Consider the following 15,153-nt stretch of genomic DNA (forward strand, 5'->3'; position numbering starts at 1 on the left):
CACGTCTCCCCGCCATTGCGGCGCGTCAGCATCCTGGCCATCGACCGGGTTTTCGCTTACACCCTCATGCAAGCCAAGGATTTTTTCCACGTGGCCAGCCTGCGTTACGGCAAACAACTGGGCCACGGCCTGACACCGGCGTTCGAAACGCGTCTGGTCAGCCCCGATGGCAAACCGGTAAAAAGCTTCAGCGACGTGGTCATGCCAGTCGACGGTGGCCTGGAAAACGCCGATGTGATCATCCTCCCGGCGTTCTGGGACGACTTCGATACCCTGTGCGGCCGTTACCCGCAGATCCTGCCATGGCTGCGCGAACAGCATGCGCGCGGTGCGGTGTTGTGCGGCGAAGCTACCGGGGTGTTCTGGCTCGCCGAAGCCGGGCTGCTCAACGGCAAGGAAGCGACCACCTACTGGCGCTTCTTCAATGCCTTCGCCGAACGTTTCCCCAAGGTCTATCTGAATCAGGACAAGCACCTGACCGACGCCGACAATCTCTACTGCGCCGGCGGTACTACCTCGGCCTGCGATCTCTATATCTATCTGATCGAACGCTTCTGCGGCGCGAACGTGGCGCAAGCCGTGGCCCGCGACATCCTCTACGAAGTGCAGCGCAGCTATTCGCCGGGACGTATCGGTTTCGGTGGGCAGAAGCTGCATCAGGACGTGATCATCCTGCAGATCCAGCAGTGGCTCGAAGAGCATTTCGCCGACAAGTTCCGCTTCGAAGACGTCGCCCGCGAGCACGGCATGAGCATCCGCAACTTCATGCGCCGCTTCCAGACCGCCACCGGCGACAAGCCGCTGCATTACTTGCAACGCCTGCGCATCGAGACGGCCAAGGGCCTGCTTTCGGGCACGCGCAAAAGCATCAAGACCATCAGTTACGAGGTCGGTTACGACGATGCGAGCTTTTTTGCGCGATTGTTCCGCCAGCACACCGAGCTGTCGCCGAACCAGTATCGGCAGCAGTTTCAGCAGGCTGCGTAACTCAACTGCGCGATCCAATGTGGGAGCGAGCCTGCTCGCGAATACGTACTTACCTGCAACATTGACGTTGCTGACACTGCGCTTTCGCGAGCAGGCTCGCTCCCACAGGGAAAAACTTCAGCGCATAAAAAAGGCCTGCAATCGCAGGCCCTTTTTTGTCGCCGAGACTCCGCTTAAGGCTTGTGCGCCCGCGACAGAAACTCGTGGGATTGCATCTCCAGCAGTCGGCTCAGCGTGCGCTGAAACTCGAAGGTCAGGCGTCCGCCGGTGTACAGATCCTTCAACTCGACTTCAGCAGAAATGATCAGCTTGACGTTGCGATCGTAGAACTCGTCGACCATGTTGATGAAGCGCCGGGCGATGTCGTCGGTGGTGACGCTCATCTGCTCGACGCCGCTAAGCAGCACGGCGTGGAAGATCTTGCCCAGTTCGATGTAGTCGTTCTGGCTGCGCGGGCCGTCGCACAGTTCGCGGAAGTCGAACCAGGCCACGTCGTCGCAGGTGCGCAGGGCACGGATTTCGCGGTTCTCGATGATCAGCACATCGTTTTCCACCGCTGCCGTGCACTCCGGCGTCAGTGCCTTGAAGCTCTTGCGCAGGCTTTCGTGCGCGGCTTCGTCGAGCGGATAGTGGAACAGCTCGGCTTGCTCGAGGTGACGCAGACGATAGTCAACACCGCTGTCGACGTTGACGATCTCGGTGTTCTGTTTTATCAGCGCAATGGCGGGGAGGAAGCGCGCGCGTTGCAGGCCATCCTTGTACAGGCCGTCCGGCACGATGTTCGACGTCGCGACCAGGGTCACGCCGTTCTTGAACAACTCTTCCATCAGCGTGCCGAGGATCATCGCGTCGGTGATGTCGGAGACGAAGAATTCATCGAAGCAGATCACCCGCGACTCGGCCGCGAAGCGCTTGGCGATAATGGTCAGCGGGTTTTTCTCGCCGCCCAGGGTCTTCATTTCTTCGTGCACACGCTTCATGAAGCGGTGGAAGTGCGTGCGGGTCTTTTCCTTGAACGGCAACGCTTCGAAGAAGGTGTCGACCAGGTAAGTCTTGCCGCGACCGACGCCGCCCCAGAAATACAGGCCCTTGACCGGCGCCTGATCCTTTTTGCCAAACAGCTTGCCGAACAGACCCGGCTTGTTCTGGTCAGCGGCGATCAAGTCGTCGTACAGACGCTGCAAGTGACGCACGGCAGTTTCCTGCGCGGCGTCATGGAAGAAGTCCGGGCGTTTCAGATCAGCTTGATATCGTTCTAGGGGCGTCATAATTCGTTAGCAAGGCAACAAAAACGGGCCGTCACTGTAGCGACGGCCTGTGGGAATGGCAATCGGCCCTTGGTCGGGTCGTGCCGCCGATCAGTCTTGAGCTGGAGTCAGTGCGACGCGCAACGCCTCGATGGCGGCGTCCCGCGCACCGATGCTGGCGAAGGCCGGGCTGTCGCCCACGCACTCACCGGCCAGCCAGACGCTGAAGCTCAGGTCATCAGTACGCACATCCAGCGACTCGCCGGACTGCAACTGTTTGGTCACCTGGCCGGCAGTCTTGCCGTCGGCGAAGTTGCGCGACAACAACAATTGCTCGCCATCGGCCGCCAGCAGACGGAAACGGAAGCTGCCGTCGTCCTCGCGGAAGCTGACGAAACGTGCGGCTTTCGCGGCTTTCTTCTTGGTAGTCGCGGCGACCTGAACCTGATTGACGAAAGAACGCAGGCCAACGGCTTCACGCAATTCGTTGAGGAACGGAGTGGCCACCGCCCGGGCCTTCTTCGCACCAATCTGCAGGATGTCTTCCAGGTCCGCAGGACGCTCGATCAACTGGTGATACTTCTCGCGCGCCTCGCCCAGCTCATTGTCGAGCAACTGGAACAGGCGATTCTTCGCCTCACCCCAGCCCAAACCACCGAGCAGTTCGCTGCGGAACTCGTCAGCCTGCGCCGGAGTGGCGAAGGCCTGGAACAGGGTGAACAGGTGCGAGTTGTCCGGATCTTTCGCTTCGCCGGGCGCCTTGGAGTCGGTGACGATCCGCGAGATCGCGTCCTTCATTTCTTTCGCGCTGCTGAACAACGGAATGGTGTTGTCGTAGCTCTTCGACATCTTGCGACCGTCGAGGCCTGGCAAGGTCGCCACGCTTTCTTCGATCAGCGCCTCGGGCATGGTGAAGAACTCTTTGCCCTGGCCGAACAGATGGTTGAAACGCTGCCCGATATCGCGGGCCATTTCCACGTGTTGAATCTGATCGCGACCGACCGGCACCTTGTGCGCGTTGAACATCAGGATGTCCGCCGCCATCAGCACCGGGTAGCTGTAGAGGCCCATGGTGATACCGGCGTCCGGGTCTTCACCCGTCTCAACGTTCTTGTCCACCGAGGCCTTGTAGGCGTGCGCGCGGTTGAGCAGGCCCTTGGCAGCGACGCAAGTCAGCAGCCAGGTCAGCTCGGGGATTTCCGGGATGTCGGACTGGCGGTAGAACGTCACGCGGTCGACATCGAGGCCACCGGCCAGCCAGGTCGCGGCGATTTCCAGACGCGAGCGCTGGATGCGCAGCGGGTCATCGCATTTGATCAGGGCGTGGTAGTCGGCCAGGAAATAGAACGAATCGGCCTGGCTGTCGCGGCTGGCGAGGATTGCCGGGCGAATAGCCCCAGCGTAGTTGCCCAAGTGCGGCGTGCCAGTGGTGGTGATGCCGGTGAGAATGCGGGTACGGTTGGTCATGGGTAATCGCTTGTCAGACTGCAATCAATTCGAGAGACGCGGCAGCAGCAGATCCTTGAGATCGGTCAGCTTGCCGTGAAAAAAGTGTCCGCATTCTGCCACTTTCAGCAGCTCATGGGGGCGCTGGAGTTGTTCCGACCACTGGTAGACCAGTTGCGGATCGATGACTTCATCGGTTTCCGGCTGGATCACGGTCAACCCGCCGTGCTGCGGCAGTTGATCCTGTTCACCCAGACGCATCACCGCCGGGGCAACCATGAACAGGTGCTCAAGCTGCACGCCTTGGGCTTCGAGACGGCCGCCGAGACTTGCTGCAACAAATCCGCCGAAGGAGAAACCGAACAGCGTCAGCGGCATATCCGGGTGTTTTTCCCGCAGCCATGTGGCGGCGGCCTGGGCGTCGTCGACTTCACCGGTGCCCATGTCGTGCGTGCCCTGGCTGGCGCCGACGCCGCGATAGTTGAAACGCAAGGTGATCAGGCCTGCGTCGCGCGCGGTGCGCTGCAGGGTCGAGACAACCTTGTTGAGCATGGTGCCGCCCTGCACCGGGTTCGGATGGCAGATCAGCGCGATGCCGCGTGGCTGCTCGTTATCCAGATACAAAGCCTCAATTTGGCCGACAGGGCCGTCAATCACTACAGGGGTTTCACGCATCAGCAAGGGAGGAACTCCGTGACCTCGAATCGGGTCGACTCGTCTAGCAAATTGTCTGTGCCAATCTATTGCGAGTGAATCGCGGTATACAGCGCAGGTTCGAGCCGTTAACGTAAAGCAAAGCCGTTTATAGAGGAAGGACTCGTGGAACACTCGCTCTTAGTTTGGTTGTTACCGACTCTTGCCCTGGTTGTGGGTGTCGCCATTGGATTCCTGATCGCGCGCGTTGCGCCGAACGCCGCACCTAGCCGCACGCAGCGTCAACTGGATGATATCCAGGAGCGTTTCGACAGTTATCAGAACGAAGTGGTCACCCACTTCAACAGCACCGCGATGCTGGTCAAGAAACTGACCCAGAGCTATCAGGAAGTGCAGGACCACCTCGCCGAGGGCGCCAATCGTCTGGCCCTGGACGAGCAGACCCGCCAGCGCCTGATCGCCGCCCTGCACGCCGACGCAGCGCAAGCACCTCGCGAACGCCTGACGCCACCGCGCGATCAGGAGCCACCGCGTGACTACGCACCGAAATCGCCAAATTCCCCTGGCATGCTCGATGAACATTATGGTTTGAAGAAGTAAGCAGTCTTCGCTGCGAACAAAAAGCCCCCGGACAGTGATGTGTCTGGGGGCTTTTTTGTATCTGCAATCTTCGCTGCGCTCGTCGGCCTCTTCGCGAGCAGGCTCGCTCCCACAGGGGGAATGCATTTCAAATGCGGGAGCGAGCCTGCTCGCGAAAGGGGCGGCACCGATGAAACAAAAAAATACCCGATCACAGGATCGGGCATTTCTTCATTCAGGCAATCGCTTATGGATACTGCTGCACCGTACCCGGCTGTTGCTGCTGACCACCATACTGCTGGCCCGGAATCGCCTTCAGGTTGACTTCAACGCGGCGGTTCTGCGCGCGGCCGTTGACGTCGCCGTTGCTGGCAATCGGGTTATCCGGGCCGGCGCCACGGGCCGACAGGTTGGCACCGCTGACACCTTGCGAGGTCAGGTAGGTCGCCACGCTCTGCGCACGACGCTGTGACAGGTCCATGTTGTGCTGGCGGCTGCCGGTGCTGTCGGTGTAACCGACGATTTCGATCTGGTTCTGGTTGAACTCCTTCAGCGAGTTGGCCAGGTTGTTCAACGGCTGGTAGAAACTCGGGGCAATGTTCGCCGAATCGGTGGCGAAGGTGATGTTGCCCGGCATGATCAGCTTGATCTGATCGCCCTGCCGCTGCACTTCAACGCCAGTGTTGGCCATGCTCGCGCGCAGTTTCTTTTCCTGCTGGTCGGCGTAGTAGCCGTAGCCTGCTGCGGAGGCACCGACGACAGCAGCGCCGATCAAGGCGCCCTTGCCACGGTTGTCGTGACCGATGGCGGCACCGGCGAGTGCGCCGGCCAGTGCACCAAGGCCACCGTATTTGGCGGTTTTGCTCATGCCTTGCGAGCCACCGTCGGCCTGACCCTGATTGTCATACGGATTAGGCGAGGCGCAGCCGGACAGCACGGCCACGGCAGTAGCGACAATAATCAAACGACGCGTGGTGAACATGGAGAGCTCCTGGTTTTCTGCATTCTGTGGTGCAGCGGCCACTGATCAATCAATGGACCTGCGCGGGCGTTGGATCATGACAATGCCTAAAAATTCCGCCCGCTGCCCGTGACAAAAAATTCAGGCACGCACAAACGGGTTCTCGCGCATCTCATCACCCAGACGCGTGTCCGGGCCGTGCCCGGTGACAACCGTTGCGTCCTCGTCCAGCGTATACAGCCGCTGCTTGATTGAACGCACGATGGTCGCCTGATCGCCACCCCACAAATCCGTGCGCCCTACCCCGCGACGAAACAGCGTGTCGCCGGCTATCAACAGCTTAGCCTCGGAAAACCAGAAGCTCATGGAACCGGGTGTATGTCCCGGCGTGTGCAGGGCCACGCCGCAACCGCAGGCGAGTTCTTCGTCATCGCTCAGCCAACGATCCGGCGACGGCACCGGGGTGTAAGGCACGCCAAACATCTGGCATTGCATTTCAAGGTTGTCCCAGAGGAACTGGTCTTCCTTGTGCAGATGCAGGGTCGCACCGGTTTTCTCCTTCATTTGGCCGGAAGCCAGGAAGTGATCGAGATGGGCGTGGGTGTGGATGATGCTCACGACTTTCAGGCCATGCGCATCGAGACGCGCCATGATCAGGTCGGGGTTGCCACCCGGGTCGACGACAATGGCTTTTTTGGTGATCGGGTCGCCGATGATCGTGCAGTTGCACTGCAATGGGCCGACGGGGAAGGTTTCGCGGATAAGTGCAGGGCTGGGCGTGGTAATGGAAAAATCCTGGACAGGGTCAACGCCGTTGGCAACGGCCGATGGCGAATTTTACCGTCGCTAGAGCAATAACCCCAACGCCTTCGCCCGCGCCACCGCCTGCGTACGCCGCTCAACCCCGAGCTTGCTGTTGATATGGCTGGCGTGGGTTTTCACCGTGTGTAGGGAAATGAACAACTGCTCGCTGATTTCCTGATTGGAACAGCCTTGAGCGATCAGGCGCAGCACCGCCAGTTCACGGCTGCTGAGCTGTTCGGTAGCGGAGCTTTCCACAGCCGGGCGTGGCGCGGCTGTTGGAAAATGCGTGAGCAATTGCTGGCCGACCGCGTTGCAAGTGAGCGCCTGCAATTGCCCGCGCAACCAGTCGGCATGGTTTTTCAGCAGCGCATCAAAGGGTTGGTAGACGCCGCCGGCCGCTGCTTCCAGGGCCTGACTCAACACCTTGCGCGCCTCGGGCTCGCGTCCACTCGACAGCAACAGCGCCACCTTCTGCGTCAACGCCATCACACTGAGCAACTGCCGCCCGGTCCGCTGGCCGTTTTCATGCAACACGTTCAGCCGCCCTTCGGCGAGCATCGGTTGCCCCTGAATCACATCGAGCAGCGCCTGTTGCAGTTCCACATGCAGTGGCAGTTGCGGATGGAATTCCGGTGGCGCCGCAGCGTGTTCGCCGGTGTAGGTCTGGCCCAGGCGTGCAAGCCACGCCTCGGCAAGATCAATCCGGCCCTGGGCCAGCCACAGTTCGCATTTGACCAGGGTGATCATCGCCAGATAGTAGATCGGCGGTACGTCCCAGATGTGCATCAGGCGTTCGGCTTCGGCGAGTTCGGCGAAGGCCTTGGCGAATTCGCCACTGGCGCCGTCCAAGCGAGCGATCACGCAGTGGCCGATCAGCACGCTGATGTCGCGACAGGCGCGCGCCTCGCCAATGCCGGCCAGCAGACGCACGCGTGCGGCTTGCGGCTGCAAACGCATCGCCAGCAGGAAACCTTCGTACAACGTCAGCCGCGCGCGCACGGCGTACAGGCGTTGCGGCGACAGACCGCGCAAGCGCTCCAGGCCCTGATGCACTTCATCCAGCGCGCGCAGAATCTCGCCCCGCGATTGCAGAACCCGCGCCCTGTCGTAATGCGCCAGTGCTTCGAATAATGGATTGCCGACCCGTTGCGCCAGCTCGAGGGATTCACGGTTCAGCCCACGGGCGCGCCACAGATCACCGTCGGCGATCGCCAGGTTGGACAAGGTCGACAGGCACATCAGCCGCTGGCCATAACGTTTGGCCGGCAGGCTTTCCAGCGCCTCGCTGCAATAGCGCAAGGTCAGTTCGCGATGGCCGCGCCCGCGAGCGATGATCCCGCTCAGCGCCAGCCATTGCGCCAGCATGGATTTTTGCGCGGTGGCCGAAGGCGCCGGCAGGAAACGGCTCAAATGGCTGGCCAGCTCTTCAGCGGCGTCGAGCTGACAGGCCAGCCCCAGCGCCCAGCTGTAGAGCACGATCAGTCGTGGCGTGCTGATCAGCAGGCTGTCGGGCAAGTCCATTTTCCAGCGCAGCAGCATGCCGACGTTCTGCTCGGCGAGCAGCTGTTCTTCGGACAGGTTCTGTACCAGATTCGCCGCGACGTCGAGATGCCCGGCACGCAACGCCTGCTCCACCGCTTCGTCGAGCAGGCCTTGCGCATTGAACCAGCGGCAGGCGCGCAAATGCAGGGTAGCGTTGGGCACCATCGCCTGGGCGATCGGCCGGCTGCGCAACAAGTCAGAAAACAAATGGTGATAGCGATACCAGTGACCGTGCTCGTCCAGCGGCACCAGAAACACTTGGTGAGCGAGGAGAAAGCGCAGGATCTCGGCGCTGTCGTGGGCTTCGCGGACCGCGTCGCACAGCTCGCTGCAAAAGCGTTCCTGCGGTGCGGTTTCGTAGAGAAACGATTGCACTTCGGCCGGCAAGCAATCGATGACTTCTTCGAGCAGATAGTCGCGTATCAACCCCTCGCCGCCGTTCAGCGCCTGCGGCAGCGCGGCATCGTTGCCCGCCTCGGCCACCGCCAGCAGCCAGAAGCGCAGGCCGGCGACCCAGCCTTCGCTGCGCTGGATCAGGCTTTCCAGTGCTTCGCCGCGCAGTGAGCTGCTGTGGCGGTCGAGCAAGGTCAGGGCTTCGTCGTGGGTCAGGCGCAAGTCCTGTTCGTGCAGCTCGAGCAACTGCCGCGACAGGCGCAGACGCGCCAGATGCCAGTCCGGGCGCTGGCGGCTGGTGACCATCACCAGCAAGCCATCGGGCAGATGATTGAGGAAAAATTGCAGGCAACGATCCAGCACCGGCCCTTGGGCGAGGTGGTAGTCGTCGAGGACCAGCAGCAACGACGCGGCAGGATCGAGATGCAGCGCCAGCTCATCGAGCAGACCGTCGAGCCATTCTTCAAAAGCGAATGGCTGATGACGCTGACGCATTTTCAGCAGACCAAGAGCGCCAGCGCCCAAGGCCGGAAAGTAGTCCTGCAGACCTTCGAGCAAGCGCTCAAGAAAACGTCCGGGATCATTGTCACGCGGACTCAAGCCCAGCCAGAGACTTTGCCAATGCGCCGGCAGGCTCTGACAGAACTCCACTGCCAGCGAGCTTTTGCCGAACCCGGCCGGGGCGCTGACCAGCAGCAACCGACCTCCGAGCCCGGCCTGCAGACGCTGGCAAAGGCGCGGCCGCAAGACATAGCCATCAGGCAGCGGCGGGCGGAAAAAACGCCCGTCCAGTGCTGCGACGGTGATGCTTGCGGGACCCGGAAGTGGGGACAGATCAGTCATGGCCGGCTCTTGTTCGAAGGCGATTGGCGGCGTTGCAGATGTCCGCAGCCTAGCCTTAAACGAAGAGGTAATGAAGGTCACTGCTACAAATGGCTACAAAAAGCCTACACAGCGCCGCCAAAATCCGGCATCACCGACCAATCGCGACCACGATGAATCCGTGTAGGAGCTGCGGCGTGAAACCGCACGCAAAAAAACGCCCCGAACCGGTCGGGGCGTTTTCACGAGGATGCGGCCTCGGGTTTACGCAGGTTTAGCGAACACCATCCTGACGCAGAGCGGCCGGGGTGAAGTCGCTGGTGGTAGCGGTGAAGCCGAAGTCATACGCCTGCTTCTCTTCGTTCTTCATGCCCAGTGCCAGATAGCGGCCGGACTGCAGGTCGTAGAGGGTTTCGAGGGCGTACCACGGCACTTGCTTGTCGTAGTAGTTCTCGGCATGTGCCTCGGCTACACGCCACAGTTGGCCACGACCGTCATAGTGGTCGATGACCGCTGCCTGCCAGGTGTCCTCGTCGATGTAGAAGTCACGTTTGGCGTAGATGTGGCGCTGGCCTTCCTTCAGGGTCGCGACCACGTGCCAGACGCGGCGCAGCTCGTAGCGAGCCAGGTCCTGGTTGATGTGACCGGCCTTGATGATGTCCGAGTACTTCAGTTTCGGATCGTCGAGCTTGTAGCTGTCGGAGGCGATGTACATCTCTTTCTTACCTTCGAGCTTCCAGTCGTAACGATCCGGCGCGCCGTTGTACATGTCGAGGTTGTCCGAGGTACGCAGGCCGTCGGCGGCAGTACCCGGGCCGTCATACGACACTTGCGGTGCACGGCGCACACGACGTTGCCCGGCGTTGTAGACCCACGCCGAACGCGGCTCTTTGACCTGGTCGAGCGTCTCGTGCACCAGCAGTACGCCACCGGCCAGACGCGCCGGCGCGGTCACTTTCTGCTTGAAGTAGAACAGGATGTTGCCCGGGTTCGCCGGATCGTAGTCCTTCATCTTGTCGCGGAACACGAACTGATCCTGGAAGTACACCAGGCTGTACGAGCCGTTCGGTTGCGGCGTGGCCTGGGTCACCAGACGGGTCACGCTGCCGCCGCGATAGCGGGTGATGTGGTTCCAGATCACTTCCACACCGGTTTTCGGGATCGGGAACGGCACGGCGGTATCGAAGTTTTCCAGACCGTTGCCGCCGGACACCAGGTTGGTGCTGGTGGCGTTCTTCTTGATCGCGGCGAACACGTCATCCGGCACGGTGGCGCCGCGATGGGACGGATAGACCGGCATCTTGAAGGTTTCCGGGTAGCGCTTGAACATCGCGTACTGGCCCGGCGCAAGCTTGTCCTTGTACTTGTCGACATCCTTGGCGGTGATGGTGAACAGCGGCTGCTCACTGGCGTAAGGGTTGGACAGGAAGCCCTTGCTGTCGACGCTGCCGGCATTTTTCGGCAGCGGTTTCCAGGCCGGGATCGAACCGTCGGCATTACCGGCCATTTCCGCGCCCATCGGCGTCAGGCTCTTGCCCAGTTTATCCGCTTCGGCAGCAGGCACCGCCGCCATGACGCTGGTCGCCAGCAGCGACAGGCCCAGAACACCGGCGTGGAACAGACTCTTTGTTATTTTCATAAATTCGTTCGTCCTGAAATGCAGTGCTTAGAAGTTCACGCCGAAGCTGAGCGCCACGAAGTCGCGGTCATCCACGGTGGTGTACTTGCCGTCGAAGAAATTGGTGTAAGCCAGGCTCGCGGTGTAGGTGTTCTGGTATTCGGCGTCGACGCCCAGGCTGACCGCTTTGCGACCTTCCTCGAAGTTGCCGCCAGGGCCTGGCGAGTAACCGCTCACGTCGTGGGACCAGGCCACGTTCGGCTTCAGGTTCACGCCAGCGAACACGTCGTTGTATTCCCAGATCGCCCGACCACGGTAGCCCCACGACATCGACGTGGTGAAGCCGTCGTTTTCGCAATTGCGGCTGCGGTTGTTCTGCGGCGAACCCGGGCCTGCGCCGTTGATGGTGCTGTTGTTGAGGATGTTGGCGCAGGTATCGACTGTGCCAGTAGCCGGCAACTCACCCGGACCGTAGACCGGATCGCGGCCATAACGCTTGTCGGAACGGCTTTCCAGGCCACCGACGTAGGTCGCGCCGACTTCACCAACGAGGGTCAGACGGCTGGCGCCCATGACCTGATCGAAGAAGTGCGTGAAGGTCGTCTGGATCTGGGTGATTTCCTTGCGCTCATAGCCATGCAGATCCTGACCCGGCACGCCAGTGAGCAACGAAGCGTTGGTCAGCGCGCCGCCCAGTGGACGCACGCCGGCAAACAGGATGTCGGTGGAGTTCAGTTGCACCGGCGCGTTCGGACGGTAGCTGATCTCACCGCTCCACGCCGTACCGGTAGGCAGAGTGGTGGAGAAGCTCAGACCGTAGAGGCGAATGTCTTCCGGGTATTCGATGAAGTAATTCGAATTGCCCGCGACCAGCAGCGGTGCGAGTGCGGCGAACGGCCCCGGCAGCGCGGCGGCAGTGTTGTAGACCGACTGCGGTGCGCCGGTTGCACTGAAGATCGGCGCACGGCTGTGGTAGTTCATGAAGTAGGCGCCGAACTCGGTGTCGAGTGGCTCGAACATGTATTTGAGGGACGCGCCCCACTGACCGCTGTCGCGCGCGTCACGGTCCGGCCCACGGCGCACCAGCACGCCTTCTTGGTCGACGTTCACACCGTTGGCGGCCAACGGCCCCAAAGCGATCGCCGGAATCTGCGAACGCTTGTTCAGTACGCGCAGATTGCTGTCGCAACCGTCAGCAACGATGTCCGGCTGGGAGAAGAAGGTGCCGCAGTTGTCGACGACGGTCTGGTCCCATTCCAGTTGGTAGAACGCTTCGGCCGAGAGGTTATCGGTGAGGCTCTGCGACACATAGAACATGTTGACCGGAATCAGGCCTTCCTTGATCTCGGCGCCCGGACGACGGAACGCGGAGACGTCGATCGGGTTGATCGAGTTGATGCCGCCGCCGATGAAGGTACTTTCACCCCAGCTCACTACCTGCTTGCCCAGACGCACGGAGCCCGGCTGATCGGCAATCGCGTAGTTGTGGTAGACGAAGGCGTCGAGGATCTGCCCGCCGGAGGACTTGGCGCCCTCTTTACGGTTGCTGTCGCTGATGTCCTTGAACTGGCGGCTCTCGTCCTTCAGTTCGAAGTCGTACCAGTACTTGCCACGGACGAACACGCCGGTGTCGCCGTATTTCAATTCAAGGTCATGGATGCCCTTGAAGATCTTCGAAAAGGTTTCGCCGCTCTTGAAGTTGGCGTGCCCGTCATCGGAAGTCTGCGACAGGCCACGGCCGCCGTTGTTGACGCCGATAAGGTTCTTGTTCGGGCTCTGAGTAGACCAACTGGCACCGATCGACAGGGACGAGTCGAACTGGCCTTCGATTTCACCGACGTTGAAACTGACGCCGAATGCAGGCCCGGCGAGCGAGGAGGCAAGACTGACCGCCAGAGGCAGTTTCGCCCGGCGCCAGAACTGGTTTACTGAGGTCATCGACGCTACTCCATGTGCATTATTGTTATGGCAGTGAGTACTTTTAAAAACGCTGTGGAGGACCGGGCGCCAGGGTTGCCCGAAATCACTCCAGAGTTGCTCGCCCCGATCAGTGCGTGTGCTCCGTTTCTAAAAAGTCCTTGAGCGGACTATATCCAGCGGGTGGTAGTGCTTGATCCCTCTAAAGTGTGATTTGCAGCCGCCAACCACTCTGGAACAGTCCTTTCGCCAGTCCGACACACGTCGGCAGGGCAAGGATGGCTGATTTTTTCGATTTCACAAGCCAAGCGCTTGCTTGGTGGGTCTGGCGCGCCGGTTTCGGCGCGCCATCAGGCACTCAAAGTGTGGAAAGGAAGGTGCTGTTGTTGGCTTGCCACTCGGTGATGTCGAGGCGAATGCGCTTCTTGTCGAGCTTGCCGACGCTGGTCTTGGGAATTTCGGTAACAAGGGCGATCTGACTGGGGATCGCCCACTTGCTCAAGTGTCCCAGCTCGACGAACGGCTTGAGGTGTTCCTTCAGTTCCCGTGCACCGATCACCTGCCCTTCGCGGACCACCAGCAAGGCAAACGGGCGCTCGCCCCACTGCGGATCGGCGATGCCCACCACTGCTACTTCGCGTACCGCCGCATGCCGGCTGATGAGGTCTTCGAGGTCGAGGGAGGAGATCCACTCGCCGCCGGTCTTGATCACGTCCTTGATGCGATCACGAATATCGATCACGCCCATGCTGTCGAGCGTGGCGACGTCGCCGGTGTGCAACCAGCCACCGGCCCAGAGCTCGGCGCCCTTCTGCGGTTCATTGAAATAGCCTTCGGTCAGCCACGGCGCGCGCAGCACCAGTTCGCCCTGGGTTTCACCGTCGACGGGAAGGAAATTGCCGTCGCCGTCGACAATCGCCGCTTCGACCAACGGCCCCGGCACGCCAGCCTTGATCCGGTAAGTGGTGCGCTCGTCTTCGCTGCCGGCCATCAGTTCGTCGTTGAGGTGCGCGCAAGACACCAGCGGCCCGGTTTCCGACATGCCGTAAGCGGCTGTCAGCTGAATGCCACGGGCCTTGGCGTTTTCATAAAGACTGCGATTGAGCGCGCTGCCGCCGATGACGATTTTCCAGCCGCCGAAGTCGGCACTCTGCGCGGCTTTGGCGTTGAGCAGCATCTGCAGGATGGTCGGCACGCAATGGGAAAAGGTGACCTTCTCCTTGCGCCACAACTCCACCAGATACTCCGGATCGTAGCGCCCCGGATAAACCTGCTTGAGCCCGAGCATGGTCGCCACGTACGGCAAACCCCAGGCGTGGACGTGGAACATCGGCGTGATCGGCATGTACACATCGTTGGTGCCGAGCAGCCGTACGCTGTCGATCGAACCCATGATCGTCGCCACGCCGATGGTGTGCAGCACCAGTTGCCGATGGGTGAAATACACGCCTTTCGGATTGCCCGTGGTGCCGGTGGTGTAGAACGTGGTGGCGACCGAGTTTTCGTCGAAGTCCTGGAAATCGTATTGCGCACTCGCAGCGGCCAGCAGTTGCTCGTATTCGCCGACGAGGTTGGGCAGCGCTGCGGTTTTCTCCGGGAGATCGGTCAGCAGCAGGGTTTTCTCCACCGTGGTCAGCTGCGGCGCGATGGCCTGATACAGCCCGACGAACTCGCTGTTGACCAGCACGAAGCGGTCCTCGGCGTGGTTCATGGTGTAGAGGATCTGCTCCGGCGACAGGCGCACGTTGATGGTGTGGATCACCGCGCCGATCATCGGAATGGCGAACATGCATTCCAGGTAACGGTGGCTGTCCCAGTCCATCACCGCCACGGTGTCACCGGCCTTGACGCCGGCAGCCGTCAGCACGTTGGCCAGCCGCGCAACCCGCTCGATCAGGGTCGGATAGCTGTAGCGCAACTGGTCGCGGTAGATGATTTCGCGGGTTTTCTCGTAACGGGCGCCGGACATCAGCAGCCGTTTGATCAGCAATGGATACTGGTAGGCCCCATCGGCCGGCGGAATGACCCGAGTCTGCAACATAAGAATCCCTTTTCTGACTGCACGGTGTTGGCGGAGAGATTCGTACTCTAGTGCGCCTGCCTGACAGTCAAATCAGCCAAAGGAATGATTTGCAGAGCCGTACAAATGCTAGCTTTGCGCCAGCACCCAGGTATCGGGAAAT

General features: G+C 60.9%; 11 protein-coding genes. 2 read left to right on the plus strand and 9 right to left on the minus strand.

The features are described from left to right. Window positions 1–90: 90 nt before the first annotated feature. Window positions 91–987, plus strand: coding sequence for a GlxA family transcriptional regulator (locus NF676_RS22390; RefSeq protein WP_163012735.1), 897 nt, complete (start codon window positions 91–93; stop codon window positions 985–987). A 173-nt stretch (window positions 988–1,160) separates the two neighbouring features. On the opposite strand, the gene zapE is transcribed toward NF676_RS22390, so the two are convergent. The 3 genes from zapE to NF676_RS22405 form a co-directional block, all read right to left on the minus strand. After that, window positions 1,161–2,255 (minus strand): cell division protein ZapE, encoded by a 1,095-nt coding sequence (zapE, locus tag NF676_RS22395; RefSeq protein ID WP_150638826.1) that lies wholly within the window; start codon window positions 2,253–2,255, stop codon window positions 1,161–1,163. 90 nt (window positions 2,256–2,345) lie between these two features. Next, on the minus strand, window positions 2,346–3,701 hold the full coding sequence (locus NF676_RS22400; protein ID WP_150638824.1) for a tryptophan--tRNA ligase: 1,356 nt from the start codon (window positions 3,699–3,701) through the stop codon (window positions 2,346–2,348). A gap of 24 nt (window positions 3,702–3,725) precedes the next feature. Continuing rightward, window positions 3,726–4,355, minus strand: a complete 630-nt coding sequence (locus NF676_RS22405; RefSeq protein ID WP_252887985.1) for an alpha/beta hydrolase — start codon at window positions 4,353–4,355, stop codon at window positions 3,726–3,728. 144 nt (window positions 4,356–4,499) lie between these two features. Here NF676_RS22405 and NF676_RS22410 point away from each other — a divergent pair, with 144 nt between their 5' ends. Continuing rightward, a complete protein-coding gene (locus tag NF676_RS22410) occupies window positions 4,500–4,934 on the plus strand; it encodes a Z-ring associated ZapG family protein (RefSeq protein ID WP_016773251.1) in 435 nt (144 codons plus the stop codon). Window positions 4,935–5,160: 226 nt separating this feature from the next. Here the strand turns inward: NF676_RS22410 and NF676_RS22415 are convergent, their stop codons facing one another. From NF676_RS22415 to NF676_RS22440, 6 genes are all read right to left on the minus strand, one after another. Next, entirely contained in the window at window positions 5,161–5,895 is a 735-nt protein-coding gene (locus tag NF676_RS22415; protein ID WP_041479972.1) for a YiaD family glycine zipper/OmpA-like lipoprotein, read from the minus strand. Between the two features lie 120 nt (window positions 5,896–6,015). Beyond that, window positions 6,016–6,660 (minus strand): MBL fold metallo-hydrolase, encoded by a 645-nt coding sequence (locus NF676_RS22420; RefSeq protein ID WP_024014263.1) that lies wholly within the window; start codon window positions 6,658–6,660, stop codon window positions 6,016–6,018. Window positions 6,661–6,720: 60 nt separating this feature from the next. After that, window positions 6,721–9,456, minus strand: coding sequence for a winged helix-turn-helix domain-containing protein (locus NF676_RS22425; protein WP_252886787.1), 2,736 nt, complete (start codon window positions 9,454–9,456; stop codon window positions 6,721–6,723). A 253-nt stretch (window positions 9,457–9,709) separates the two neighbouring features. Further along, window positions 9,710–11,074 (minus strand): DUF1329 domain-containing protein, encoded by a 1,365-nt coding sequence (locus tag NF676_RS22430; RefSeq protein ID WP_024014265.1) that lies wholly within the window; start codon window positions 11,072–11,074, stop codon window positions 9,710–9,712. A gap of 27 nt (window positions 11,075–11,101) precedes the next feature. Next, the gene (locus NF676_RS22435) at window positions 11,102–12,991 is read right to left on the minus strand and encodes a DUF1302 domain-containing protein (RefSeq protein WP_073473478.1); all 1,890 of its coding nucleotides are present in this window, start codon (window positions 12,989–12,991) and stop codon (window positions 11,102–11,104) included. 337 nt (window positions 12,992–13,328) lie between these two features. Continuing rightward, a complete protein-coding gene (locus NF676_RS22440; RefSeq protein ID WP_252886788.1) occupies window positions 13,329–15,011 on the minus strand; it encodes a fatty acid--CoA ligase in 1,683 nt (560 codons plus the stop codon). Between the last annotated feature and the right edge of the window lie 142 nt (window positions 15,012–15,153).

The organism is Pseudomonas siliginis, from assembly GCF_024072275.1.
Lineage (GTDB): Bacteria > Pseudomonadota > Gammaproteobacteria > Pseudomonadales > Pseudomonadaceae > Aquipseudomonas > Aquipseudomonas siliginis.